Here is a 23,974-nt window from a genome sequence, read left to right on the forward strand (position 1 = left end):
CATTCATGAACTCTAGCTTGTCTTTATTGCACCCATATCCGTTTGAAAAGTTGAATAAACTTTTCGCGGATATCCAGCCTGCGAATATGCCTTTGATTCCCCTTTCAATTGGTGAACCAAAGCATCCAGCACCCGAGTTTGTGAAACAGGCGATTATTGATAATTTCCAGCATCTATCGACTTATCCGAACAGCAAAGGCTTACCTGAATTACGAGAAAGCATTGCCAACTGGCTGACTCGTCGTTTTAAACTGAATAGCATCAGTGCAGACAGCAATGTATTGCCGGTTTCCGGTACCCGTGAAGCGATCTTCTCTTTTGTTCAGGCGCTGATTAATCGTGAAGATGCGCCTTATGTGGTGATGCCAAACCCTTTCTACCAGATTTATGAAGGTGCTACCCTGCTTGCAGGTGCAAAACCTTATTTCATTAACTGTACTGAAGAAAATGGCTACCTAGGTGACTTTGATGCAGTTCCGGCTGAAGTCTGGGAAAAAACTGCCCTGTTATTTGTGTGTACACCGGGCAACCCAACAGGTGCTGTTCTTTCTAAAGAGCAGTTTAAAAAGCTGATTGCACTGTCAGACAAATATGATTTTGTCATTGCTTCTGATGAATGCTATTCAGAACTCTGGTTTGATGAAGCACCGACAGGTTTACTGGAAGTGTGTGCCGAGATTGGCCGAGATGACTATAAAAACTGTGTCGTTTTCCATTCTCTATCTAAACGCTCCAACCTGCCAGGCATGCGTTCAGGCTTTGTTGCAGGTGATGCCACTTTACTCAAACCTTATCTGCAATACCGTACTTATCACGGTGCAGCGATGCCGGTGCAACACCAGCTAGCATCAATTACCGCTTGGAATGATGAAGCCCATGTGGAAGAAAACCGGGTACAGTATCGTGCCAAGTTCGATCTGTTCCAGAAAGAATTGGGGCACTTGCTTCCGCTGAAAAAACCGGATGCGGGTTTCTACTATTGGCTCAAAGTGGACAATGATGAAGCTTTTGCCAAAATGTTGATGGAAAAAGCGCATATCAAAGTATTACCAGGCCGTTACCTGTCTCGTGAAACTACACAAGGCAACCCGGGTGAAAATCATGTGCGTCTGGCATTGGTGGCTGATCTGGCACAATGTGAGCAGGTAATTCAGCGTTTAAAAGCGATTCTTTAATCTTCTAAGACCTAAACACAAATGGCGGATTCAAGCAGCAAGTGCAACAGTATAAAAACCAGCCATAACTTCACTAGGCGTATACCAGCCTAGTGTTTTTCTAGGGCGATGATTGAGAGCAAATTCTATCTGCTCTATTTGTTCATTTGACACTTCATCAAACGAAGATGATTTTGGCAGATATTGCCTGATCAGACCATTGGTATTTTCATTTCTGGCTCGTTGAATCGACTTGTATGGATCTGCAAAGTACGTCTCTATCCCTGCTTCCGTTATCCGCCGGTGCTCGGAGAACTCCTTACCATTATCAAAGGTTACACTGTAGGCATGACTGCTGCGCAAACATGCTAAAGCACACGAGATCGTTTTAGTTGTGGTTCTAGTTTGTCCCAAATGAACGATATTTACATACAAGCTTTTGCGCTCAACCAGAGTTAATAATGCCCCCTTGTGATTCTTGCCTATCACGGTATCACCTTCAAAATCACCTAGGCGTTGACGTTTCTCGATGACCTCATCGCGACAGTGAATACTTGTTCTATCAACGAGTTGGCCTCTACGGTCTGTATTTTTATAGCCTCGTTTACGATATTTCTTTTGATGTCTTAAATGAATGTGGAGCTTACCGCCTTTAGATTTATCTAGATAGACGTACTGATAAATCCATTCATGTGAAGGCACATCAAGCCAACCTCGTTGTGTTAAAGCACCTGAAATTTGCTCAGGAGACCAATCTAAGCCAATCAGATAACGAATATAAACGAGAGCAAAATCCGTCATTTGTGAAGAGGATCGATATCGTCTTTGACTTGAAAATTTCTCTGCCTGTTGAGCTCGATATCCACGTTTTCCAGTATTTCTTTTGATCTCACGATAAAGGGTTGATCGAGAACGTCCAAGCTCCCTGGCAAGGGTAGAGATTGAAGATTTGCTTTTCAAAGCAGCATAAATTTCGTATCTTTCATCTTGAGAAAGTTGGGTGTATTGCTTCATTGGGTGCTTTCCAATTGCGAGTTGAAAAAAGTCTAATGATTTTAATACACCTAACTTTTTCAACTAACTACAAATATGTCGCACTTGGTATTTGAATCTGCGAATAAAAAAAACCCACTTTCCAGAAGTGGGTTTTTTTATGGATATTGACTACAAATTATTTTTTATTTAACTTATTTTCTATTCATTAGAAATTAGACATTTCAAATAAACTTATAAAACCTTTTCAATTTCTGTTTCGAGATCTTCAGGTTTGGTGGTAGGTGCAAAACGGTTTAATACCTTGCCATCACGACCAATTAGGAATTTGGTAAAATTCCACTTAATACCATTTCCTAGAATTCCTTTAGAATTATTGGTCAAGTAACGGAAGATCGCATGCGCTTCTGGACCTTTAACATCTACCTTGGAAAACATTGGGAAAGAAACCCCATAATTTTTCTGGCAAAATTCACCGATCTGTTCATTTGAACCTGGATCCTGTCCACCAAACTGGTTGCATGGAAAACCTAAAACTTCCAGTCCCTGCTCTTTATATTTCTGGTAAAGCTTTTCCAGACCTGCAAATTGTGGAGTGAAACCACATTTGCTCGCGGTATTTACGATTAAAAGTACTTTTCCTTCATAATCTGCAAGTCGTTTGTTTTTCCCATCTAACAACTCAGCTTCAAACTGATAAATGCTGGTCATGGATAAGTTTCCTCGTCAGTTTTTTCTTGTGTTTGTAATTCTAAAGAGGCTGAGTTTACACAATAACGTAAGCCAGTCGGTTCCGGACCATCCGGGAAAACGTGTCCCAAATGTGCATCACAATGATGACAAACAATTTCTGTTCTCACCATACCATGTGAAGTATCAGGTAATTCTTCTACAACTGAGCTGCTCACAGGACGATAGAAGCTTGGCCAACCGCAACCGCTGTCATATTTAGTGGTTGAAGAAAATAGTGGTGTACCACAGCAACGGCAGACATAAGTCCCTTCCTGTTTTGTATTCCAGTACTTGCCTGTGAATGCCGGTTCAGTTCCTTTTTCACGCGTAATGCGAAACTCTTCTGGTGATAACTCTCTTTGCCATTCCCGGTCTGTTTTATTGAGTTTTCCCATCACTAACTCCTTTAAATCTTTGACATTCAATGTCATGCTTCAGTACTTCCATATTTACGCTAGAGATGAAAAAATTTCTAGCGAAATTTCAGCATAGATTGTGATATTTGCGTAATCTATAGGTTTAACTTAAAAATTAATTGGATGGAATTATGTCCGGTATTGGTAACACCCCCCCTCGCGAGATCAAGAAATCGTCTAAGCTTGAGCATGTTTGCTACGACATTCGCGGACCAGTGTTACGAGCGGCCAACGAGATGGAAGAAGCCGGACATAAAATTATCAAACTGAATATCGGAAATCCCGCCCCATTCGGCTTTGAAGCCCCGCAAGAAATCATTAATGATGTTGCACTGAACCTGCCAAATGCGATTGGCTATACAGATTCCAAAGGGATTTTCCCGGCACGTAAAGCGATCTGCCAGTATTACCAGCAAAAAGGCATTCTGGATATGCACGTGAACGACGTGTATGTTGGCAATGGCGTATCTGAGCTGATCGTGATGGCGATGCAAGGCCTGCTGGATGACGGCGATGAAATGCTGATTCCAATGCCGGATTATCCATTATGGACTGCAGCAGTGAACCTGTCTGGCGGTACTGCGATTCACTATAAATGTGATGAAGAAGATCACTGGTATCCAGATATTGCGGATATGGAAAGCAAAATCACGCCAAATACCCGCGGGATCGTGATTATCAACCCGAATAACCCGACTGGTTCGGTTTATCCGCGTCATGTATTACAGCAAATCGTGGATCTGGCGAAGAAATATGATCTGATCCTGTTTGCAGACGAAATCTATGACAAGATCGTTTACGATGGTATTGAACATGTTTCAGTAGCTTCGCTTGCAGGCAAGCAATTATGTGTATCGTTCAACGGTTTATCTAAGGCCTATCGTATTGCTGGCTATCGCTCAGGCTGGATGGCGATTACTGGTGATAAATCACGTGCAATGGACTACATTGAAGGCCTGGATATGCTGGCTTCAATGCGTCTTTGCGCGAATCATCAAGCACAATATGCAATTCAGACTGCACTCGGTGGCTATCAGTCTATTAATGACTTGATCCGCCCAGGTGGCCGTCTATATGAACAGCGTAATATTGCCTGGGAAATGCTAAACGAGATTCCAGGGGTATCTTGTGTGAAACCGGAAGGTGCGATGTACTGTTTCCCTCGTCTTGATCCAGAAATCTATCCGGTTCAGGATGACGAAAAACTGATGCTTGATCTGTTACGTGCCGAGAAAGTTCTATTGGTTCAAGGTACTGGTTTCAACTGGCCAACACCGGATCATTTCCGTGTGGTATTCCTGCCAGCAGAAAATGAACTGCGTGAAGCGATTACCCGTTTAGGCCGTTTCCTGGCAAAAATGCGTTAATTTATAAAAGTTAACTCAAAAAACCGCATTCATGAATGCGGTTTTTTATTGTCTAAAAAGTTCCGCGATAAGCTTTACAGATATTTAAAATAGAAGCATGCTGTTAATCCAGAGTTTCTTTTCTCAATAAAATCTATTCAGCCTTTTCTCCTTTAGCTTGATGATTCATGCTATTTTTTAAAAAAATATAAAACTTCAAGAGTATATGGATGTCCTCAAATACGGTCAAGCTTAGTCTTTTTCTCTGCCTGAGCATGTGCTTAGGCATCGGCATTCTGCGTTTTTCCTATACTGCCCTGTTACCTGGTACACGTGAAGCCTTTGCCTGGAGCGCGAGCTTTGCCAGTCTTTTAGGTAGTGCCAATCTGCTGGGTTATTTAATTGGTGCTTTTGCAGCGATGCGCTTGCCCCAAGATCGAAGCATGAGTACCTATATCCAGCTTGCTGCAATAGCTGGAATGGTTAGCCTATTCTGTTGCGCTTTTTCAGGATTTCCTGAAATCTGGTATACCAGCTGGCGCGTGATTTCCGGCATTAGTGGTGGCCTGCTCATGATTTTGTCACCGAGTGTCGTGGCTCAGTGTTGTGATTTAAAAGACCGTTTTAAAATCAATTTTATTGGTTTTAGCGGGATTGGATTAGGGGTTTTATTAGCTACCCTGTTTTTGCCTTATCTTGACCAGATTTCCATACGTACGGCTTGGCTGATCTTATGTGGGTTTGCCCTGATGATTTGTATCTGCTTAAGCCTACTGATACAACAATTTAAACCCTATCTAGCTAAACCATCTGTTTCTCATGCTGCTCAAGTACCTTTAAATACAGTCTTTTATAGTTTACTGGCGGTTTATGCCTGTAGTGCATTTGCCTATATTCCGCATTCCCTGTTCTGGATTGACTATCTCAGCCATGAACTAGGATTAAGCTTATTCTGGATTAACTTTAACTGGATTCTATATGGTTTGGGCAGTGCCTTAGGTGCTTTTTCTGCCTATATTCTGGCAAGAAAATTTGGCAATTTTACCGCCTTAAAGATTCTTTATAGTGTGTATATTCTGGCGATTTTCATCGCGACTTTAAATGCTAACCCGTTCCTCACTTTCAGTTCTTCTTTTTTTACCGGAATGTTGAATCCCGCTGTGGTTTTCCTCACCTCTTATACCATTTTGCAACTGTATGGACTGGCCTATAAAAAGCTCTGGAGTATTGCGACTCTATGTTTTGCCTCTGTTCAGCTGATTGGTGGATTAAGTTTTAGCGCCCTGCAATATCTTGGATTGAACTATCATCAACAGTTTATGCTGGCTGCTTTAGTTTTATTAGGGGGAACATTACAACTGTTCTGGAATACACGTTCTTCCAAATATAAGACGGATGAGCAACCGCAACCGGTTTCTGTTCAAGAAGAAAAGAATTAAATAAAGATTAGAATCGGTCAATGACCCAAATCCCAAGGAATAGAACCACGTCATTAAACGTGGTTTTATTCCATTTAATCTTTTTTCAAATCTTTAAGCGGATTACCAAACTGTTTTAGATATTCAACACCCAATTGCCGTGAACCCTGATCATTAAGATGATTATCATCTTTAAAACGATACAAAGGCACATCATTCAACATCGTTTTACATGTCTGCTGATCACAGATGACTTTGGTTGGATCAATAATTTTTAATTGTGGATATTTCAGTTTTGCTTCTGCCAAAATCTGATTGAATTGCTTTAAATGTGCTTCATAACTTTTTCGAGAAACCGTACATGAAGCGTCTCGATGAAGAATCTCTTTACGAATATTACAATCAGATGGAATCCCCTCCCAGTCTAGATGTGGGACATCATTAATTAGCACCACCTGATCACTAGATTGATGGGCAATTTCTAAGGCCTTCATCAAGCCTGCTTTAAATATCTCTTGATCTGAATTATGGATTCCATCCTTAATTTTTAACTCATCACCAAAATACGGTGCATAAGATCCTGCCAGAATAATCATTGGATAATGGGTTTCTTTAAGATGCGCAGTAATAGCATCATTACGTTTTTGGAATTTGGTCAATTCTTTCCATTGATTCAACTTTAATTCAAATCGCTGCACATCTGGCAGATAAAAGGTTGAGCTTTGCGTAACGTCATAACCGCGTAAATCAGCATCCTTTGCCCATTCATCCAGCATTGCTGTGTAGGCATTGGCATGCGAATCGCCAATCAACAGGAAATCAATATCTTCTTTAGATTGTCCTAAAACACAATCCTGAGCATTGGGTAAAACATTTGGATCCGCAGTATCCATGCAGTTACTACGAATCACATGTGCATAGGTATGTAATGCTTCCTGTTTGTCATACACCGATTTTGGAAAACGCTCCGGGAAACCTTCATGTGTTTTGATGGTTTGGGCGATCGCAATAAAACTGACTGCAGGTAACAGAAACCCAAGAATAATCACTTTATAATTTGCAGCCATCACAAAGCGTTTCAGTGGTGTTTCAGCCAGTTTATAAGTCAGAAATGCACATATAAGTGATAGAAAAACAATAATAATCTGATTTTCCAGATTCAAGGGCAGCATATAAATGCCAAAGAACACGATGATTGGCCAGTGCCATAGATACAGAGGATATGAAATCTTGCCAATCCATGTACTAAGACGATTACTCAGTAATAAATTACTTGAAGATATAGATTGTCCCAGATAAATAATCAGTGCTGTTGCAAGACACGGGATCAATGCCATCAGTCCTGGGAATAGTGTTTGCTGATCAAAATAAATTGCAGTTGCAAATAGAACACTTACTCCAGCCCAGACCAATCCCTGTAATAGTTTTTTTGGCAGATTCAGTTTTGGCAAGCAGCTAATCAATGCGCCAATCAATAACTCAAACGCTCGTACCGGCATGCTATAGTAAGCTTTGGCTGGATCATGAGTCAGTTGCTGCTGGGCGTATATAACTAAAACGACAATAAATACACTAATAACAAGCCAAAGATATTTACGTGAGGTTTTACTCAAGAATAGCCATAGCAAGAGCGGCCAGAAAATATAAAACTGCTCTTCTACGCCCAATGACCATAAATGCAACAAAGGCACATTTTCTACATTCGGACTGAAATAATCTCCCACCTCATTTCGCATATACAGATTAGCAATGAGCACAGTGGCATACATGACGCTTTTAAAATATTCCGTCAGCTCACCCGGCAACATCACCTGCCAAGCAATCAGGCTGACAATTGCCAGTACAGTAAAATATGCAGGTGCCAGACGGATCACCCGTTTCTTATAAAACCGTGCAATTGAAAATTGCTGCAACTCAATATCGCACTTCAAAATGATCGTAATGAGATAACCGGAAATGACAAAGAAAATATCAACACCAATATAGCCGCCAGAAAATAGTGACCAGCCGAGGTGATTGAAAATGACCAATGATACTGCAATCGCTCTCAGGCCATCGATATCTGTTCGATAAGCAAAACTCATAAAAACAGGAAAAACGGGAGATACGCTATTTTATGCTTTTCATTCTTTAGATGGCGATCTTTTACATTTTTTTTACATTCACCTGCGCTTATTCCAATTCTTCTACCTTTAAATAAGGATAAGGATTGGTCGCACCTTCCCCACTGAGATAAATCCCATAATGCAAATGTGGTGGTGTATTTTTAGCATTACCTGTATTGCCGACATAGGCAATGATTTCACCTGCTTCTACCCAATCTCCTTCCTGAATATGTTCAGCATAATCATCTAGATGAGCATAATAATGTTGGCTTAAATTCGGGCCAGTAATCCAGATAACTTTACCACCCAAATTATTGGTGCCGATCTTACGGACGATCCCTTGGGTCGCACTGACTACCGGTGTTCCCCGTTTAGCAAAAATATCAGTCCCCTCATGTTTGCGACCTTCACTCCGTGCTCCACCCCAAGTATCCTGAATCTGGCGAGGTTTTACTCCTTGTACAGGAATTTCTACTGGTCTAATCAGCTCAGCTTTTTTTAATTGCCAATAGAGGTAGGGACTTTTCCAGTCCACTGGTTCACCTGATGGCGGTGGCTGACAGGCAGTAAGTAATATGCTTAAGGAAAATATTAAAAGCAGAATTCTGGGAATTTTCACAATAGCTCGCTTAGCTGTTTAATGAGGGGTTCGTTTTATCTTAAGGAATACAGAAAAATTTAAAGTCAAAATCCTGTTATTTTTAGTGATGTTTTTTCCAGGTTGTTTTTGAAATAACCTTAAAAAATAACAAAACCCTCAGCTGAGGGTTTTGTTGAATCAAGTCTAAATTTTATTTACGCTTTTTCGCACGGGATGGTTTAGAGGGCTGCTGTTGCTGTTGTTGCTGCTCTTCATTCTGAGCGCTGTCCTTTTTATCCTTTTGCTGAACCTGCTTATGTTTTGCTCTTGATTTAGCCATAGCATAAACTCCTTTGGAGAACTGTCTCTATCACTGGAAGTTGCATTAATCACTCTAACCTTTATATAAAATAAGCCAATCGCGGAGCTGTATCCAAATACGTCAATGTAAAAGCATCTTTAGTTAAGTCATTCAATTCTGATTAGATCTTTATTCGAGGTATTTACATCGCTTACATAGCGTTGCATGTTGATACCTGTTTTAACCCTGAATATAAATATGGTTTTCTGAATGAAACCCTTCAAATATTTAACAATAAATGCGGGTCTAACGTGATGATTCAAATTTAGCATTGATGTATCAACGTTCACAAAGTTTCCAGTTCAGAATCGAACCAACGCAGTAATAGTATATTTAGTATGAGAGGCTATAAAATGTAGGCCACCACAGTTTTCGCAGTAAAGGAATAACTGGATGATCAGGTAGATTGAATATTAGATCTGTATTCAGAGTCATCTTGCCACAATTTTGAAGTTTAAAAATTTATTAATTTCCGATTGTGCTGCTACTTGCATAGAATCTGCTAAGGTTCAAATATTCTTAGCTCTATAATATTTTTTATTGTTCCTATTTGAACTATTTTTAATCCACATTATTTTATTCAATAAATGCTTATATTCTCTTTATAGGAATTAAATTTTAAGTTTATTAAATTTATATCTTTCTCGTTATAAATTTAAGAAATTTAATATTTTCAATTTCTAAAACATTTCTTTAATTAAGTCTACAAAATAATTCATAAGATAATTGTTCTTACATAAGGTGAAAGGGTTTTCACGCTAAGCTCGAATATCTTACATAAGCAGACACCGCTCATACATGCCCAGAGAGTTTTATCCCCTACACTGAAATCAAGTTTTAGAAAATTAGAGGATTTCATATGAAACAGTTTTCGAAAATTCTAATACTCATTATGATAGGCCTTTATGGTACTTCTACTATTGCAGCAGATGCTATTCCTTTGGAAGCTAAAGCTGCCGTAGAAGCACAAAAAGCTGCGCTAGAATATTCTGAAAATCAGAAGAGTGATTCAGACTCAGACTGAAAACAAAATAAAGCCCACGAAGGGCTTTATTTACATATGGGAATCATTAGAAAAAAGTTATTTTAATAACTCAATGATTGTCCTACTCCATAAACCATCAAGGTAATAAGGAATACGGCCAATGCGGAGACAGCTATTTCTGCTTTAGTCATGTGTTTTACCCTCATGGAGAGCTGTATATTATTTATACACTACATAAGCATAAAACCAAATAACAAAATATTACATAATCTTGAATATTTAAACTAAAGTAAAACACAATATAAGAGAGTAAAACTATAAATTAAACCTTAATTATCAACAAATATATTCTTAATTTTCAACTACTTAATGGATTTTATTTAAAAAATTAATAGATTATTTCTTTGAAATCATAAAATAATCTTTGTTTATAAAAAATTTTTCTATGTAATATATTGCCATTCCAAAATTTAAGCTTCTGAACTTAATGTCTTTTTAAGTTATTTCATAGGTTCTAACTTTACTATTTCATAATTTATTTTGCATATTTTATATTAAATTAAAACTAAACAACTGATATGTATTTTTAATTAATCAACAACTGCTATTTTATTTTCAATAAAATTCTCTTTTATCGTAAAGATATTTTTTATTATTTTTAAAACCTCAATATAAATTTAAAGATCCTACATAGAAGGATCTTTAAATTTTAAATTACTACATAGATTTGAGTACTTCTAACTCGAAATCAAGCTCCATCATCTTTTCCAGATTTGGTACAATCGCATTCACCCAAGTGCCACTATTCCAGACTTTCAGAATTCCATTTTCTTCCTTATAGAATGCACAGTCCTGAGCTGATATATGATGAATAACCTGGGTTCCTTCTGGTATATTTCTCATACAAACCTCCACACATTTGGTTTATTTTTAATTTAGCAGAAGATTTAAATTTTTCGTTTACATTGCTTTATAGAGTTGTATTAATTGACTATTTAATAGATTAATCATGTAACTTTTATTTTGATATAAATTTTCTTATGCACCTTATTTAAAAATATTCAAACGATAAAAAATAAAAAACCCCAACAATATATGTTGAGATTTTCTATTTATAATCAAATTAAACTAGCGGTAAATATAAGTAATGCTCAGGCTATAAAATCTCGTAAAATGTGTTGATTTATCACTTCATCAAAACTTAGATTTGAAAGATTTTGCTTGTTATGTTTGATGGTTTTATAACAATAACTTGCTGCAATACCCATACTAATTAAAGTCAACAATTTCATTGTTCACCTCAAAATTAAAAATATTAGAAACTGTGAAATTAAAATATCAGCTTGCTTTGTAGTGGTCTAAGCCAATTTGGAAAGCTTTTTGTATGGTATGTAAATTCATCAAAGCCATTTCAGGTCTATAAAAATCATTATCAATTTTTTGCTTTGCCTTGAATTGTCTTATTTTCCCTTAACTAAATCGACAAGTACAGTCGAAAATGTAGATTATCGAGGATTAACATTCTTAAACGGAAGATCATATTTGAATACAAAAAGCACATCATTTTAAAGCGGCATGGTCGCAATCAAACGCAATCAAATTTGATGCAAAACATAAATTCGAGGAAGATAAATCAGAATCTGCTATGATAGCTTCCACTTAGTGGACTCTTTTATGTCTTCCCTTATCTCCTATTTATAAGTAAAGGAGTATTACAATGGGCAACATGACTGCCACATCAGAATTATTTTATATATTTTAGTAGGTTAAAGTGAAAATTGTCATTCTTAACAAGCCTTATGACGTCCTCTCCCAATTTCGTCCAGATGAAAAACATCAGACTATGGCGGATTTTGTAGACGATCCGGATCTGCGTATTGCTGGTCGTCTGGATATGGATTCTGAAGGTTTGATGTTCCTGACCGATCATGGCGGTTTAAACCAATATATTACCAATCCAGCCAGCAAAAAATTCAAAACTTATCTGGTTCAGGTCGATGGCGATATAACTGAAGAAGCCTTGGAACAGCTTCGTAAGGGCGTTGAACTGAATGACGGTATTACGCTACCAGCCAAAGCAATTAAAGTCACTGAACCGGAATGGTTATGGGAACGTAATCCCCCGGTACGTTTCCGTGCTTCTGTTCCAACTTCATGGGTCGAAATTTCAATCTGTGAAGGTCGCAACCGTCAGGTTCGTCGTATGACTGCAGCAGTCGGCTTTCCTACCTTACGTTTGATTCGCACCAAAATCGGTTCGATTGATCTGGTTCAATTAGGTTTACAGCCAGGTGAAACTAAAGAAATTGAACCCCTACTTTATCCAGACTTTAAAGATGTGCCTGCTCAAGAACCTTACCGCTCGCGCTCTTATGTGAAAAAGCCAGGTGGTACCGGTGGTAAACCGATTAACAAGAAAGTAACGAAAGACGGCACCAAGAAAAAAACCGGTACACCGCGTATCTGGCAAATGGAAGAAGGTGAAAAACCACGTCGCAAGACTAATGGTACTACCCGTCCAAATACTAAGAGTCGTGGCCGTCGTACCCGTTAAGCCACTGCTCAGGTCGGGAAGATCAAACTAAAGACCACACCTTGAGGATGGTTATTCACCTGAACTTCCCCCTGATGCAACTGCACAACCGCCAAGCCCAAACCACCCGTTTGGGCTTTTTGATGCCGGCTGCTATCAATCTGGTAAAAACGTTCAAACAGATGGGCTAAATGCTGTTCGCCAATATGTACACCTGCTGTCAGCACATCAATCCGACAGCTATTTTCTGTAGTCATCGCCGTGATTCTGATCTCTCCATTTTCCTTTCCATACTGCACTGCGTTGCTGAGTAAATTGGCAAGCGCACGTTGCAGATGTTCCGGATGCGCAGATATATTCAGTTGAGCCGGAATATCCGTATAAATAGACATATTTTTTCTTCTGCCATAAACTCAAAATATGCCAGCAAATCCTCTATGATCTGGCTCAGTTCTAGTGTCTGTTTTTCTATCTGATAATGACCATGTTCTACCCGGGCGATAAACAGCATGTTTTCAATCATCTGGGGCAGACGTTCATATTCTTCCAGATGGGAATACAGCAAATTTTCTAATTCATCACGACTACGTGACTTCGACAAGGCAATCTGGGTTTGCCCCATCAAGTTATTCAGGGGCGTTCGTAATTCATGAGAAATATCTTCAGAAAATCGGACCAGCTGTTCATAGCCTTGCTGTATTCGGTCCAGCATGGCATTTATGCCTCTGTTAGTTGCTGTACCTCAATAGTTCGGGATGGCAACTCGATGCGTTGATCCAGCTGCTGTACATTAATCTGCTGAGTGGCGTAAATTAATTGACGCATGGATCGTAGCAGATAGTGTCCCATCAGCCAGGCTAACAAGGTGGATAAAATAATACCAAGCAGAGTGTAGATCACTAATTTTATCAGGTAATGCTTTAAAACCTGTTGCCCTGCTATGAGTTGCTTACCGGCAATCAGTTGATAAGTCTGTCCATTAAAGTCCACTTGCTTAAATGCCAAACGGGTCGTGGGTTGTTCAATTTTATTATTTTGATAATTTAGCTTGGTGTGATAATCCAATAGAGGAATAGTAATATTTAAAGGATTAATGTCAATCAAGGTATTCTGCGCGTTTTTAAGGATCAATAAATTATCTTCCTGTCCAAGCATATTTTCATAAAGCTCCGGATGTTCGATCAGTACCTGAAAGCTTTGCTGATCAGCCAGAAATATTTCTATTCTGGAAATCCGCAAGGCCAAAGCTTCATCCTGCTGTTGTAGCACCATCTGCTGCATATTATGATAGGACAACCCGCCGATGCTTAAAAAAACGATACAGGAAATGAGGCCGAAGGCGATACCGAGTCGTATACCCAAATGCATTTTCATGCTTGCGCATCCAGCTTATAGCCCATACCACGTACCGTATGAATAAGTTTTGGACTGAAATGGTCATCAATTTTAGAACGTAATCGGCGTACAACAACATCAACGACATTGGTATCGGTATTAAAATTAATATTCCAGACCAGTGAAGCAATTTGTGTCCGGGTTAACACTTCGGACTGGTGTTCCATCAGCAACTGCAAAAGTGCAAACTCTTTTTGGGTAAGCTCAATTTTTTGCCGGTCTCGAAACACTTCCCGGGTTAAACGATTCAGCTCTAAATTGGCCACCTGATACACTTCATGTTCAGTTTTGGGGACACGGCGCAGCAGACTTTTAATCCGGGCCAAAAGTTCGATATAAGAGAAAGGTTTGGTTAAGTTAAATAGTCATCTGCACCTAGTTCCAATCCTTTGACCCGGTCAAGCACATGATCTTTGGCAGTCAGCATGAGTACGGGAACTTTAGAGAAAGTACGCAAGGTTTTGAGGACTTGCCAGCCGTCCAGGTCGGGCAGCACCACATCTAGAAATACCAGATCAATCGGTTGCTGTTCCAGCACTGATAAGGCATGCAGGCCATTACCCACCTGTGTAGTCTGGTAGCCGGATTCATTTAAGCCTGTGGCCAAGAAGCCGGCAATTTTGGCTTCATCCTCTACAATTAAAATATGCATGGGCTGAGTTTAATCAATTTCATACAGCGCAAAGATTAAAAATTGGTAATCTGATTGTCATCTATGAGCTTCAATTCTTTGATTATGATCTTCTCAATTTCTATATGACTGAACATTATCATGAGAAGCAGATTGAATCAGAGAAAAATATTGTTATATCTAGCGAGCTTAGCGATGGTCAGCTTAAGCCATGCTGAATTAAAAACGGCCTATATTATGGACTTGAACACAGCAAACCAACTTGCTGAGAATGTCATGCAAACTTGTCAGAAAGCCAGCAAACCCGCTGCAGTCACGGTACTGGATCAAGGCGGCAATGTTCTGGCCAGTCAACGGCATGAATCTGTCGGAATTCACAATTTAACTGCATCACAGCGTAAAGCCTTTACTGCATACTCGACTAAGACAAGTACATTGGATTTTATGCGTCATGCACAAAAGAACCCGGATGCACAGAATTTAAATACCTTGGATGAATTGTTATTATTGGGCGGCGGGGTAAAAACCAGCTCATTGGCGCTGTTAGTGTTGCAGGCTCTGGTGGCTCTGAACAGGATCATCAGTGTGCCGTACAAGGCATTCAACATACTTTAAAACAACTTTAATTTTATCCATCTCTAGAGTAGGAACAGACAAATGAAAAAAATTATTTTTGGTGCTCTTCTAGCGGCGACAGCAAGCTTTTCTTTTGCACAGAATCCTTTAAGTGTGCATGTGCTGAATCAGGAAACTGGTCTGCCTTCCGCCAATGTCGCGGTGATTTTGGAAGCTCAGCAAGGTGACAAGTGGATAAAACTGAATGAGTTAAAAACAGATGCCAATGGCCGTATTAAAGAGTTTTATCCTAAAGATACTGCTTTACAGAAAGGCATCTATAAAGTGACCTTCAAAACCGGTGACTGGTTTAAGGCCAATAATCAACGCACCTTCTTCCCTGAAGTGCCTGTGGTATTTACGATTGACGGTACCCTAGAGCACTATCATATTCCCTTATTACTGAGCTCTTATGGTTATTCAACCTATCGTGGCAACTAATCCTTATTATCTATAAGCGTCATTTACATGGCGCTTTATTTTGATGTGTAAAACAGCTGCATTTTATCATTCATCTGGCTTTCGCTTGTTATTTATCTGCTGGAATGCTATTTATGATTCACATAATTAATATTTTTAAAATAAAGTGTATCTAAAAAGGAGTTTTGCAATGGATCAGCAAGTGAATCAAATGTTTCACCAGGACCGATTAATTCAGTATCTCGGTGCGCATCTAATTTCCTATAACCACAATCATGCGAAGATTAAACTTAAAGTGACTGAACAACATTTACAGGGACATCAGACCTGTAATGGCGCTGTGATTTTTGCATTAGCTGATGCTGCATTTGCCATTGCCTGCAATACCGGCGAACATCCAGCAGTCGGCCAGCATTGCGGTATTCATTATCTAAAACCAGCTTCGTTAGGTGACACCCTTATCGCCATAGCTGAACATAAGGCCAGTAGCGGTCGTAGTGGTATTTACGATATTCAGATCCTGAATCAGAAAGATCAAATCGTGGCTGAATTCCGTGGAACTTCACGACTGATCATTAAATAAATCATCTAAAAAACCCAATGAAAAAACCGCTGTCTTAACAGCGGTTTTTTTAATAGCAACATTCTGATTAAGCTTTCAACCATTTCTCGGCTTTAGCTTGATCTTCAACTTTCAGTTCAACTTCAGTCAGTTCAGAACCACCATTTTGAACGTCAAAAGTCATCAGCTCATCACGACGGAATGCATGGACAGTATAAGTACCTTCCTGTTTCGTATATTTCTCGACAAGTTTCGTCGTTGCTTTAAGGCCATCAATCGCCACAATTACATCATTCGCTGAAAGGCCCGCTTTCACCCCTGCTCCATCACGACGTGCAGACTGAACCAGCACACCTTCAGGCTTATCTGCAAGTTTCAGACCGAATGGTAATGACTTATCATTTTTCAGGGTATAGCTCACGCCAAATTCAGGTAGTAGCTGATCCAATGGCAATTCATCAGTAGTATTGATCAGATGATTGATCTGTTCTAACCAGTTATCACCTGTCAATTCCTGACATAACTCAAAGATAGTCCGTTCATTGACCTGAATGCCATTTTGCGTATTTTCATAAAGCTTACGCATCAAAGCGTCCAGACTTGAGCCACGCAGACGGAGACCTAGATCAAGACACAATGCGACTAAACAGCCTTTATTGTAGTAGCTTGTACCGGCATTGTTTGAGTTTTCATCCTGACGATAGAATTTCACCCAGGCATCAAAGCTAGACTCAGATACTGACTGGATAAAACGTCCCGGGTTTTGCAAATAGCGATCAATCTGCGCTTTCAGCAATGCAATATAAGATTCCTGATTGATCACACCACTACGTAGCAGAATCAGGTCGTCATAATAAGACGTAAACCCTTCAAAGATCCAAAGCAAAGAGGTATAGCCTTCTTTGTTCAGGTCATAATTCACGAAGTTTTCTGGACGAATAAATTTAACTAACCATGAATGGAAATACTCATGACTACATAGACCAAGGAAACGCTGATAATCTTTCGATGGCTCTTCAGGCTCATCTGCTTTAGGGAAGTCATCACGCGGTGTAATCAGACTGGTTGAGTTCGGATGCTCCAGACCACCATAGCTGTTACCGGTTGCCATAGTCATAAAGGTATAATCATTGAATGGTGCAGAACCGAACATGGAAATTTCTGTCGCACAGATTTTCTCAATATCCTGCTTCATACGCTGTTCATTCATCGCATGTTTGCCTGACACCACAAACTCATGCGGAATGCCATTGGCTTCAAAACTGAAACGGGTCTGCTCTGCCAGTTCAAACGGTGCATCAATCAGTTCAGCATAGTTTTTTGCTTTTAAGGTATAGCGACCTTTGACCAGACTTTTGGCCTGCATACCCGTCGCAAGCTGGAAATGTTTCAGCTCATCCGGCAGGAATACTTCAACTTCAATTTCTTTATCTTCCTGACCTTCCAACCCCAAACATGCACAAGCCGGGTTCACATAGAGACGGTTTTGATCCACATATGCACCACGAACAGACAGGTCATACGCGTAGACATCGTATTCCACAGTAATCAGTTCATGATCCGTATTGAATAAACGCCATTTATTCTTTTCAAACTTCTGGATTTGTAGCTGGCGTCCATCCTCATCATAAGCCTTGACCGCCTCAATATGCTTTGAGAACTCGCGAATCAAGTAACTGCCCGGAATCCAGGTCGGTAAAGAAAGGACTTGCGTTGGGTCTGCTAAAAAGCGAAGAGTTACGTGAATAAGGTGCTGACGATAATCGTCAAATTCGATTTGATAATGCAACATAATGGGCGATATAAAATACAAATAAATGAGTTATAGCTTAGCTTAGCATTTTTTAGGCCAGTATTGCTTAGCTGTCGCATTTGTCTACATTTCTGACTAGCTATCTTTAAAAAAAAGGCATAGCATGCGTGAAAATTAAATCGTTCATCGACCGGTTGGTTATTAAGGAACATCTTTGAAATACATCATCTCACTGCTTGCAGTTCTCAGCCTGTTTGTGCCTGCAATTTCATATGCTGCCCTTCTGAATATTTTGCCTGAAAGCGTTGAAGCAGAAGCCTGGACCATTCTTGACTCACAATCAGGTCAGGTCATTGCCGAACACAATGCCGATGTTCAGCGTGCACCTGCTTCCCTCACCAAAATGATGGTCGCTTATATTGCACTCAAGGAAATTCAGGCAGGTAAATTGGATAAAAGTGAAGTATTAACTGCAACGCCGATTGTTAAAACAGTGATGTGGGATGAGTCACAAATGTACCTGAAAGAAGGTGAGCAGATTTCGATTGATCAGCTTCTAGCAGGCCTGATTATCATGTCGGCGAATGATGCTGCTGTGACATTGGCAGAAAAAATTTCAGGTGATATTCCAAGCTTTGTCGAGCGAATGAATCGGGAAGCAAAAGCTTTGGGCATGGTACATACCCATTTCCAGAATCCGGCCGGCATTACCATGCCTGAGCATTATTCTACTGCAGCCGATTTGGCGCGTTTGTCGGCAGCTGTGGTCAACCAGACTCCGGACTATCTGTATTATTCCAAGCAGCCAAGTTTTAGCTATAACAACCATTTTCACCGTGCCACTAACCGCGTGTTGCAGGTGGACTCAAGTGTCGATGGTTTAAAAACGGGCTTTACTCGCGCAGCCGGCTATAACCTGGCGCTCACTGCCAATCGTCCGACTTATGATATGGAACTGCCCCACCGTCGTTTGATCGTGGTAGTTCTAGGTACCAAAAGTGCTGCCAAACGCGCTGAAGTGTCGCATAAGTTAATGAATCTGGCATATACCTATACCCGCAATGAAGTCGCCATTAAAGACAAACAGCTACTGGCTGAATTACCGGTGATCAAATCGACTTTGAAAATGTTTAAGGTTGAGACTAAACAGCCGCAGATTATTACCACCTCTTTATATGATCAGAATTATACCATTGACCTGAACCAGTTCGATCAAAACCATCAACGAGTGATGTTGAATACAGGTGATGGTGTAATGCAAAGCATTGAACCCCTACATGAAACCCAGACCCATATTAATGTAGAAATGAATGCTTCTGAACTGATTGCACCTATGGCCAAAGTGATGCCATTGGCGACAATTCATGTCTATCAGAATAATCAGCTTATTCGTACCATCCAGATTGAAGATATGGTCGAACTTGAAGAAGCAGGTTTCTTCCAGAAATTCCTGAGCTGGTTATCTAGCTTCTTTGGCATCTTTGCAGAAAGTGCACCAAGTGCCAAACTCTATCCAATCCAGAAATAAGCGCTGAATACAGTTAGAAGGCTTCTCATTTGCCTTCTAACTCTCTCCTTAGAATTTCTTCTTTCTCTCGTCAATTTTACCTCTTCTGACATAATTGCTACGTTTTGTAATTTGTATAACAATTCTAATCAAGACGGCCTGCTGCCCATGCCATAGTATATTTGGTCTAAATTTCTCTTATTTTTATTAGAAAAATAAATAGGTTAATAATATATGACAGCACATCGAATCGTAATTGTAGGTGGTGGCGCAGGTGGATTGGAACTGGCTACTCAATTGGGCGAAACCTTAGGCAAGAGTGGCAAAGCACATATCACCCTAGTAGATCAGAAACTGACGCATATCTGGAAACCCTTATTGCATGAAATTGCTGCAGGTACGCTTAATCCGCATGCAGAAGAAACCAATTATTTTAGTCATGCTGCAGCTCATCATTATCACTTTGTGCTGGGAACATTTATTGATCTGGATCGTGAGGCTAAAGAAATTATTCTGGAAACAGATTATTTTTCTAAAAAAGCTCAGCCTAAACAGAAGAAACACATCAGCTATGACACGCTAGTGTTAGCACTAGGTTCCACTTCCAATGATTTCAATACTGAAGGTGTTGCCCAATACTGTCATTTTCTCGACAGCCGCCAGCAGGCCGATGTCTTCCAGCAGGATCTGCTACATCTTTATCTCAATGCTCAAAATCAAACCTCTTCCCGTGAGCTTAAAATTGCCATCATTGGGGCTGGTGCGACTGGTGTAGAACTGGCTGCCGAGCTGGTGATCGCCAAACAAAACTTTTTTAAATATGGTCTGAACAAGATTGATCCAAATAAAGTCAAAATCACTTTGATTGAAGCCGCTGATCGGATCTTACCTGCACTGTCTGAGAAAATGGCTGAACACACCATGGAGCAACTCGATCGTCTAGGTATTGAGGTATTAACCAGTCATAGGGTCGCTAAAGTCGATGAAGACCAGATTTACTTTGCTGATGATTCAAGCCTCGAAGCAGAAATTAAAGTCTGGGCTGCTGGAATTAAAGCACCTGAAGTTCTGGCAAAACTTAAAGAGCTGGAAAAAGACAACATTAATCGCCTAAAAGTTTATGCAACTCTGCAAACTCTGTCAGACCCGGATATTTTCGTTTTTGGTGATTGTGCTCACTGTCAGCCTGAAGCAGATCAACCAGCTTTAGGCCCTCGTGCACAGGTCGCCAGCCAGCAGGCCGCTTTTCTGGTCAGAGCCTTAAAAGCACGCATTAATGGCGAAAGCTATTTACCGATGTTCAAGTTTTCTGACAAAGGCTCATTAGTGTCTTTAAGTCAAAACAGCGCTGTCGGTGAATTATTGGGTCAGGTCAATGTTCAAGGCTTTGTCGCGAAATCCATGTATGTATCCCTGTACCGGATTCATCAGGCCACCATTCATGGCTATACCCATGCTGGCCTGTTAACTGCCAAAGACTTTGTTACACGAAAAATTGCACCCAAGCTGAAATTGCATTGAAATTGTAAATATTGTCCTCATATATGAAAAAATCATCATTAAACATGTCAAATTGCATTTTTTTGCTATTTTTAGTCTACAAAAATACAATTTCACTTTATGATGTACCCTTAAAAAATTGAATGGATCAATTAATATGACTGCTATTGCAAATAACCTCGTGGTTTCTTTCCACTACACATTGACTAACGCAGAGGGTGAAACTCTCGACAAATCTCAAGGTGAACCACTTGCCTATTTGCACGGTGCAGGTAACATCATCCCTGGTTTAGAAAAAGCTTTAGAAGGCAAAACTGTTGGTGAAAAATTCACTGTAAATGTTCCTGCTGCTGAAGGCTATGGCGAATATAACCCAGAGCTAGTGCAAGAAGTGCCTAAACAAATGTTCCAAGGCGTAGACAACATCCAGGCAGGCATGCAGTTCCAAGCACAAACTGATGACGGCGTTCAAATCGTAACTGTTAAAGCAGTTGAAGGTGACAACGTAGTTGTTGATGCTAACTTCCCGCTTGCTGGTCAAGATTTAACTTTCGAAGTTGAAATCGTGTCTATCCGTGAACCTTCTCAAGAAGAACTTGATCACGGTCACGTACACGGTGCAGGTGGTCACCACCACTAAGACTTCCCGGTCTTTAGCACAAAAAGGCAAAGTGAAAACTTTGCCTTTTTTAGTGCCTTAAGATTTTAAATATAAAAAAAGCAGGACTACTGCCCTGCTTTTCATCATTAAAATCACGGATCACTCAAATTACGCAATCATTAACGTTTATTATAGATCTGCATTGCTGCTGGCAGATTTTGACGCATTGCTGCGATACGCTGACTGTTCGATGGATGAGTAGACAGGAAAGTCGCGCCATTGCTACCACCTTCAAGCTTGTTCATTTTTTCCCAAAGAGTAATCGCTGCATTCGGGTTATAGCCAGCACGCGCCATGAGAGTTAAACCGCCCTGATCAGCACGGCTTTCTAGGTTACGTGAGTAAGGTAAGCCGATGCCGATCTGGCTACCCAATTGTGCCACTGCAGCACCACCTTGTCCTACGCCCGCTGCATTTAAACCAATACCCAATGCCAGATCAGTCAGGGCTTGTGCACCAAGTTTCTGTTTCGCATGCTCTTCTAGGGCATGGACCATTTCATGACCCATAATGGCTGCAATCTCAGCATCGGTCAGATTCAGCTTGTTCACGATACCGGTATAGAATACCACTTTACCACCAGGTGCCACAAAAGCGTTGACCTGATCAGATTTCAATACAGCCAACTGCCATTGGAATGCAGTGCCTGTCTGGTTCAGCTGGTTGGCATAAGGTTTTAAACGGTTAAAAACAGCATTAATACGACTATATGTCGCTGAACTGGTATCCAGCTGGCCTTTCGCTTTAGCGTCTGCCACCATGGCATTGTAGCTTTGGCTGGCTGAAGCATTTAAAGTCGCTGTATCTGCGCCCGCAATATCGGCAATAGTTGTACAACCAGACAAAGTAATGGCTGCGGCTGCACCCATACCTAACAAGAATTTATTTTTCATTATAGTGACTCCACCATAAGCAAAAGGTTAATTTACATAGTAAAAAATTATAAGTTAAAGGCTGGAGCAACTAAATGTACAATTACTTCATCTTGTTATATTTTATGTAATTTTAACCCCAATACTGTATCGCAAGCCAATAAATCAGACAGACAATATTTAAACCTAAATATAAATGACACAAAGGTTTAATTTTTTCTTCTAAAATTTCACTTTTACGCTTAAAAAATAGAAAAGCATTCTGCAGCAAGATGACCGGTACCAATACACAGGCAATGATCACGCTCAAGCCAATGAATGCCCCATAAATAATGTCAGGATCCTGAGTCTGGGCACGGATGATCAGCATCGCAATGGTCGGTGCGCCACCCATCGCGAATAACAAGGAATAGAACATCGTTCCCGATATATTTTTATGCATCCTGCATACTCATATTTTATTTTGTTTTATTCTAACAAGCGCCATGCCACTGCACAGCACTTGCCGTTAAGACTTTAGTCCTGAATTTCGAAATTATTTCTTAGTCTTGTATACCGTCATAGCTTCAGGCATCAGCTGTTGTAAGGCTGCAATTCGGTCATCATTCGTTGGATGTGTAGAAGTAAATTTATTCAGGACACTATTACCACGGCTGTCTTGTGCATTCATTTTTTGCCACAAAGTAATCGCTGCATTCGGGTTATAGCCTGCTCGTGCCATTAGCATGAGACCACCTTTATCGGCACGGCTTTCCAGATTACGAGAGAATGGCAAGCCTACACCAAATTGAGCACCCATATCCAGCAGTAGCCCACCATAACCACCAGCGGACTGCCCGACGTACTTGCTACCGATACTTACTGCCAGATCAGTAAGTGCTTGCGCTCCTACCTTATTCTTAGAATGTTCCTCAAGCGCATGCACCATTTCATGCCCCATGATGGCAGCAACTTCATCGTCTGTGAGTTTTAGTGTATCAACAATACCCGTATAGAACACCACCTTGCCACCTGGTGCGACATAGGCATTAATCTCGTTGGATTTGATCACCGCCACTTGCCAGTCAAACTTCTGACCGGTCTGGTTCAGTTGATCTGCATACGGCTTCATTTTCAGAAAAACCCGATTTACTTTTTATAGGTGGCAGATGTCGTATCCAGAATCTGTTTCTGCTTGGCCTCTGTCAGCATCTGATTATAGCTTTGTGCTGCACTCAGATTTAATGTGGCTGAATCAGCTCCCATCAGATCTGCAACCGTAGTACACCCCGTTAATGTGGTCACGACGACCATCCCCACCAATAAATTTTTATATTTCATGACCTTCTCAAATATATAAGGTCAAAACATCATAAAGAATCCAAACAGGTTTTCAATCATTTTTTATAAGTTCGTTCAAATAAAAAAACCCTGTGAAATCACAGGGTTTTTATCA

At 40.2% G+C, this 23,974-nt stretch carries 21 protein-coding genes and 4 pseudogenes; 11 read left to right on the forward strand and 14 right to left on the reverse strand.

Going from position 1 to position 23,974, the window contains the following annotated elements; translation table 11 throughout:
- The first annotated feature begins 5 nt into the window (after positions 1 to 5).
- Positions 6 to 1,175 (forward strand): succinyldiaminopimelate transaminase, encoded by a 1,170-nt coding sequence (gene dapC, locus F897_RS12460; protein ID WP_005236387.1) that lies wholly within the window; start codon positions 6 to 8, stop codon positions 1,173 to 1,175.
- Between the two features lie 30 nt (positions 1,176 to 1,205).
- On the opposite strand, the gene F897_RS12465 is transcribed toward dapC, so the two are convergent.
- From F897_RS12465 to msrB, 3 genes are all read right to left on the reverse strand, one after another.
- Positions 1,206 to 2,168, reverse strand: coding sequence for an IS30 family transposase (locus F897_RS12465; RefSeq protein WP_005236389.1), 963 nt, complete (start codon positions 2,166 to 2,168; stop codon positions 1,206 to 1,208).
- Between the two features lie 213 nt (positions 2,169 to 2,381).
- Positions 2,382 to 2,858: a glutathione peroxidase gene (locus tag F897_RS12470; protein ID WP_004784130.1), complete on the reverse strand. Its 477-nt coding sequence runs from the start codon at positions 2,856 to 2,858 to the stop codon at positions 2,382 to 2,384.
- Positions 2,855 to 3,274, reverse strand: a complete 420-nt coding sequence (msrB, locus tag F897_RS12475) for a peptide-methionine (R)-S-oxide reductase MsrB (RefSeq protein WP_004784131.1) — start codon at positions 3,272 to 3,274, stop codon at positions 2,855 to 2,857. The genes F897_RS12470 and msrB overlap by 4 nt, the downstream gene beginning before the upstream one ends.
- A gap of 152 nt (positions 3,275 to 3,426) precedes the next feature.
- Between msrB and F897_RS12480 the strand changes: the two genes are divergently transcribed.
- Together F897_RS12480 and F897_RS12485 are read left to right on the forward strand one after the other, a co-directional pair.
- The gene (locus F897_RS12480; RefSeq protein WP_005236391.1) at positions 3,427 to 4,662 is read left to right on the forward strand and encodes a pyridoxal phosphate-dependent aminotransferase; all 1,236 of its coding nucleotides are present in this window, start codon (positions 3,427 to 3,429) and stop codon (positions 4,660 to 4,662) included.
- 209 nt (positions 4,663 to 4,871) lie between these two features.
- Positions 4,872 to 6,080, forward strand: coding sequence for a YbfB/YjiJ family MFS transporter (locus F897_RS12485; RefSeq protein WP_005236393.1), 1,209 nt, complete (start codon positions 4,872 to 4,874; stop codon positions 6,078 to 6,080).
- Positions 6,081 to 6,154: 74 nt separating this feature from the next.
- Here the strand turns inward: F897_RS12485 and F897_RS12490 are convergent, their stop codons facing one another.
- The 3 genes from F897_RS12490 to F897_RS18065 all read right to left on the reverse strand — a co-directional run bounded on the left by F897_RS12490 (position 6,155) and on the right by F897_RS18065 (position 9,084).
- Positions 6,155 to 8,143 carry an acyltransferase family protein gene (locus F897_RS12490; protein WP_005236396.1) on the reverse strand — a complete coding sequence of 663 codons (1,989 nt, stop codon included), beginning with the start codon at positions 8,141 to 8,143 and terminating at the stop codon, positions 6,155 to 6,157.
- A gap of 88 nt (positions 8,144 to 8,231) precedes the next feature.
- Entirely contained in the window at positions 8,232 to 8,783 is a 552-nt protein-coding gene (locus F897_RS12495) for a M23 family metallopeptidase (protein ID WP_005236397.1), read from the reverse strand.
- Positions 8,784 to 8,955: 172 nt separating this feature from the next.
- On the reverse strand, positions 8,956 to 9,084 hold the full coding sequence (locus F897_RS18065) for a hypothetical protein (RefSeq protein WP_004784138.1): 129 nt from the start codon (positions 9,082 to 9,084) through the stop codon (positions 8,956 to 8,958).
- An 880-nt stretch (positions 9,085 to 9,964) separates the two neighbouring features.
- Here F897_RS18065 and F897_RS17760 point away from each other — a divergent pair.
- On the forward strand, positions 9,965 to 10,129 hold the full coding sequence (locus tag F897_RS17760; RefSeq protein ID WP_005236398.1) for a hypothetical protein: 165 nt from the start codon (positions 9,965 to 9,967) through the stop codon (positions 10,127 to 10,129).
- A 678-nt stretch (positions 10,130 to 10,807) separates the two neighbouring features.
- On the opposite strand, the gene F897_RS12500 is transcribed toward F897_RS17760, so the two are convergent.
- Positions 10,808 to 10,993 carry a hypothetical protein gene (locus F897_RS12500; RefSeq protein ID WP_004784145.1) on the reverse strand — a complete coding sequence of 62 codons (186 nt, stop codon included), beginning with the start codon at positions 10,991 to 10,993 and terminating at the stop codon, positions 10,808 to 10,810.
- Positions 10,994 to 11,241: 248 nt separating this feature from the next.
- Entirely contained in the window at positions 11,242 to 11,382 is a 141-nt protein-coding gene (locus tag F897_RS18195) for a hypothetical protein (protein WP_005236401.1), read from the reverse strand.
- A 479-nt stretch (positions 11,383 to 11,861) separates the two neighbouring features.
- On the opposite strand from F897_RS18195, the gene F897_RS12505 reads away from it, so the two are divergent.
- Positions 11,862 to 12,644 (forward strand): rRNA large subunit pseudouridine synthase E, encoded by a 783-nt coding sequence (locus tag F897_RS12505; RefSeq protein ID WP_005236402.1) that lies wholly within the window; start codon positions 11,862 to 11,864, stop codon positions 12,642 to 12,644.
- Positions 12,645 to 12,652: 8 nt separating this feature from the next.
- Here the strand turns inward: F897_RS12505 and F897_RS12510 are convergent.
- Positions 12,653 to 13,997: pseudogene (locus F897_RS12510) on the reverse strand (heavy metal sensor histidine kinase).
- A pseudogene (locus tag F897_RS12515) lies at positions 13,994 to 14,670 on the reverse strand (heavy metal response regulator transcription factor). The pseudogenes F897_RS12510 and F897_RS12515 overlap by 4 nt, the downstream one beginning before the upstream one ends.
- A gap of 174 nt (positions 14,671 to 14,844) precedes the next feature.
- Here F897_RS12515 and F897_RS12520 point away from each other — a divergent pair.
- The 3 genes and pseudogenes from F897_RS12520 (at position 14,845) to paaI (ending at position 16,267) form a co-directional block, all read left to right on the forward strand.
- A pseudogene (locus F897_RS12520) lies at positions 14,845 to 15,275 on the forward strand (GlcG/HbpS family heme-binding protein).
- 31 nt (positions 15,276 to 15,306) lie between these two features.
- Positions 15,307 to 15,705: a hydroxyisourate hydrolase gene (gene uraH / locus F897_RS12525; RefSeq protein ID WP_005236413.1), complete on the forward strand. Its 399-nt coding sequence runs from the start codon at positions 15,307 to 15,309 to the stop codon at positions 15,703 to 15,705.
- A 169-nt stretch (positions 15,706 to 15,874) separates the two neighbouring features.
- Entirely contained in the window at positions 15,875 to 16,267 is a 393-nt protein-coding gene (gene paaI, locus F897_RS12530; protein ID WP_005236416.1) for a hydroxyphenylacetyl-CoA thioesterase PaaI, read from the forward strand.
- A 67-nt stretch (positions 16,268 to 16,334) separates the two neighbouring features.
- Here the strand turns inward: paaI and F897_RS12535 are convergent, their stop codons facing one another.
- Complete coding sequence (locus F897_RS12535) at positions 16,335 to 18,038, reverse strand: M61 family metallopeptidase (protein ID WP_005236417.1); 1,704 nt, start codon at positions 18,036 to 18,038, stop codon at positions 16,335 to 16,337.
- A 175-nt stretch (positions 18,039 to 18,213) separates the two neighbouring features.
- On the opposite strand from F897_RS12535, the gene F897_RS12540 reads away from it, so the two are divergent.
- The 3 genes from F897_RS12540 (at position 18,214) to slyD (ending at position 21,646) form a co-directional block, all read left to right on the forward strand.
- Positions 18,214 to 19,527, forward strand: a complete 1,314-nt coding sequence (locus F897_RS12540) for a D-alanyl-D-alanine carboxypeptidase PBP6B (protein WP_005236419.1) — start codon at positions 18,214 to 18,216, stop codon at positions 19,525 to 19,527.
- Between the two features lie 213 nt (positions 19,528 to 19,740).
- Positions 19,741 to 21,027 (forward strand): NAD(P)/FAD-dependent oxidoreductase, encoded by a 1,287-nt coding sequence (locus F897_RS12545; protein ID WP_005236422.1) that lies wholly within the window; start codon positions 19,741 to 19,743, stop codon positions 21,025 to 21,027.
- A 136-nt stretch (positions 21,028 to 21,163) separates the two neighbouring features.
- Positions 21,164 to 21,646: a peptidylprolyl isomerase gene (slyD, locus tag F897_RS12550; RefSeq protein WP_004784172.1), complete on the forward strand. Its 483-nt coding sequence runs from the start codon at positions 21,164 to 21,166 to the stop codon at positions 21,644 to 21,646.
- Between the two features lie 140 nt (positions 21,647 to 21,786).
- On the opposite strand, the gene F897_RS12555 is transcribed toward slyD, so the two are convergent.
- The 3 genes and pseudogenes from F897_RS12555 to F897_RS12565 all read right to left on the reverse strand — a co-directional run bounded on the left by F897_RS12555 (position 21,787) and on the right by F897_RS12565 (position 23,859).
- On the reverse strand, positions 21,787 to 22,560 hold the full coding sequence (locus F897_RS12555) for a M48 family metallopeptidase (RefSeq protein WP_005236423.1): 774 nt from the start codon (positions 22,558 to 22,560) through the stop codon (positions 21,787 to 21,789).
- A gap of 112 nt (positions 22,561 to 22,672) precedes the next feature.
- Positions 22,673 to 22,981, reverse strand: coding sequence for a hypothetical protein (locus F897_RS12560; protein WP_004784177.1), 309 nt, complete (start codon positions 22,979 to 22,981; stop codon positions 22,673 to 22,675).
- Between the two features lie 93 nt (positions 22,982 to 23,074).
- Positions 23,075 to 23,859, reverse strand: a pseudogene (locus F897_RS12565) (M48 family metallopeptidase).
- Between the last annotated feature and the right edge of the window lie 115 nt (positions 23,860 to 23,974).

Source organism: Acinetobacter variabilis, assembly GCF_000369625.1.
Classification (GTDB): Bacteria; Pseudomonadota; Gammaproteobacteria; order Pseudomonadales; family Moraxellaceae; genus Acinetobacter; species Acinetobacter variabilis.

Coding starts and splice junctions, on each gene's coding strand:
- dapC (WP_005236387.1), top strand. CDS start 6: ATGAACTCTAGCTTGTCTTTATTGCACCCATATCCGTTTGAAAAGTTG.
- F897_RS12465 (WP_005236389.1), bottom strand. CDS start 2,168: ATGAAGCAATACACCCAACTTTCTCAAGATGAAAGATACGAAATTTAT.
- F897_RS12470 (WP_004784130.1), bottom strand. CDS start 2,858: ATGACCAGCATTTATCAGTTTGAAGCTGAGTTGTTAGATGGGAAAAAC.
- msrB (WP_004784131.1), bottom strand. CDS start 3,274: ATGGGAAAACTCAATAAAACAGACCGGGAATGGCAAAGAGAGTTATCA.
- F897_RS12480 (WP_005236391.1), top strand. CDS start 3,427: ATGTCCGGTATTGGTAACACCCCCCCTCGCGAGATCAAGAAATCGTCT.
- F897_RS12485 (WP_005236393.1), top strand. CDS start 4,872: ATGTCCTCAAATACGGTCAAGCTTAGTCTTTTTCTCTGCCTGAGCATG.
- F897_RS12490 (WP_005236396.1), bottom strand. CDS start 8,143: ATGAGTTTTGCTTATCGAACAGATATCGATGGCCTGAGAGCGATTGCA.
- F897_RS18065 (WP_004784138.1), bottom strand. CDS start 9,084: ATGGCTAAATCAAGAGCAAAACATAAGCAGGTTCAGCAAAAGGATAAA.
- F897_RS17760 (WP_005236398.1), top strand. CDS start 9,965: ATGAAACAGTTTTCGAAAATTCTAATACTCATTATGATAGGCCTTTAT.
- F897_RS12500 (WP_004784145.1), bottom strand. CDS start 10,993: ATGAGAAATATACCAGAAGGAACCCAGGTTATTCATCATATATCAGCT.
- F897_RS18195 (WP_005236401.1), bottom strand. CDS start 11,382: ATGAAATTGTTGACTTTAATTAGTATGGGTATTGCAGCAAGTTATTGT.
- uraH (WP_005236413.1), top strand. CDS start 15,307: ATGAAAAAAATTATTTTTGGTGCTCTTCTAGCGGCGACAGCAAGCTTT.
- paaI (WP_005236416.1), top strand. CDS start 15,875: ATGGATCAGCAAGTGAATCAAATGTTTCACCAGGACCGATTAATTCAG.
- F897_RS12535 (WP_005236417.1), bottom strand. CDS start 18,038: ATGTTGCATTATCAAATCGAATTTGACGATTATCGTCAGCACCTTATT.
- F897_RS12545 (WP_005236422.1), top strand. CDS start 19,741: ATGACAGCACATCGAATCGTAATTGTAGGTGGTGGCGCAGGTGGATTG.
- slyD (WP_004784172.1), top strand. CDS start 21,164: ATGACTGCTATTGCAAATAACCTCGTGGTTTCTTTCCACTACACATTG.
- F897_RS12555 (WP_005236423.1), bottom strand. CDS start 22,560: ATGAAAAATAAATTCTTGTTAGGTATGGGTGCAGCCGCAGCCATTACT.
- F897_RS12560 (WP_004784177.1), bottom strand. CDS start 22,981: ATGCATAAAAATATATCGGGAACGATGTTCTATTCCTTGTTATTCGCG.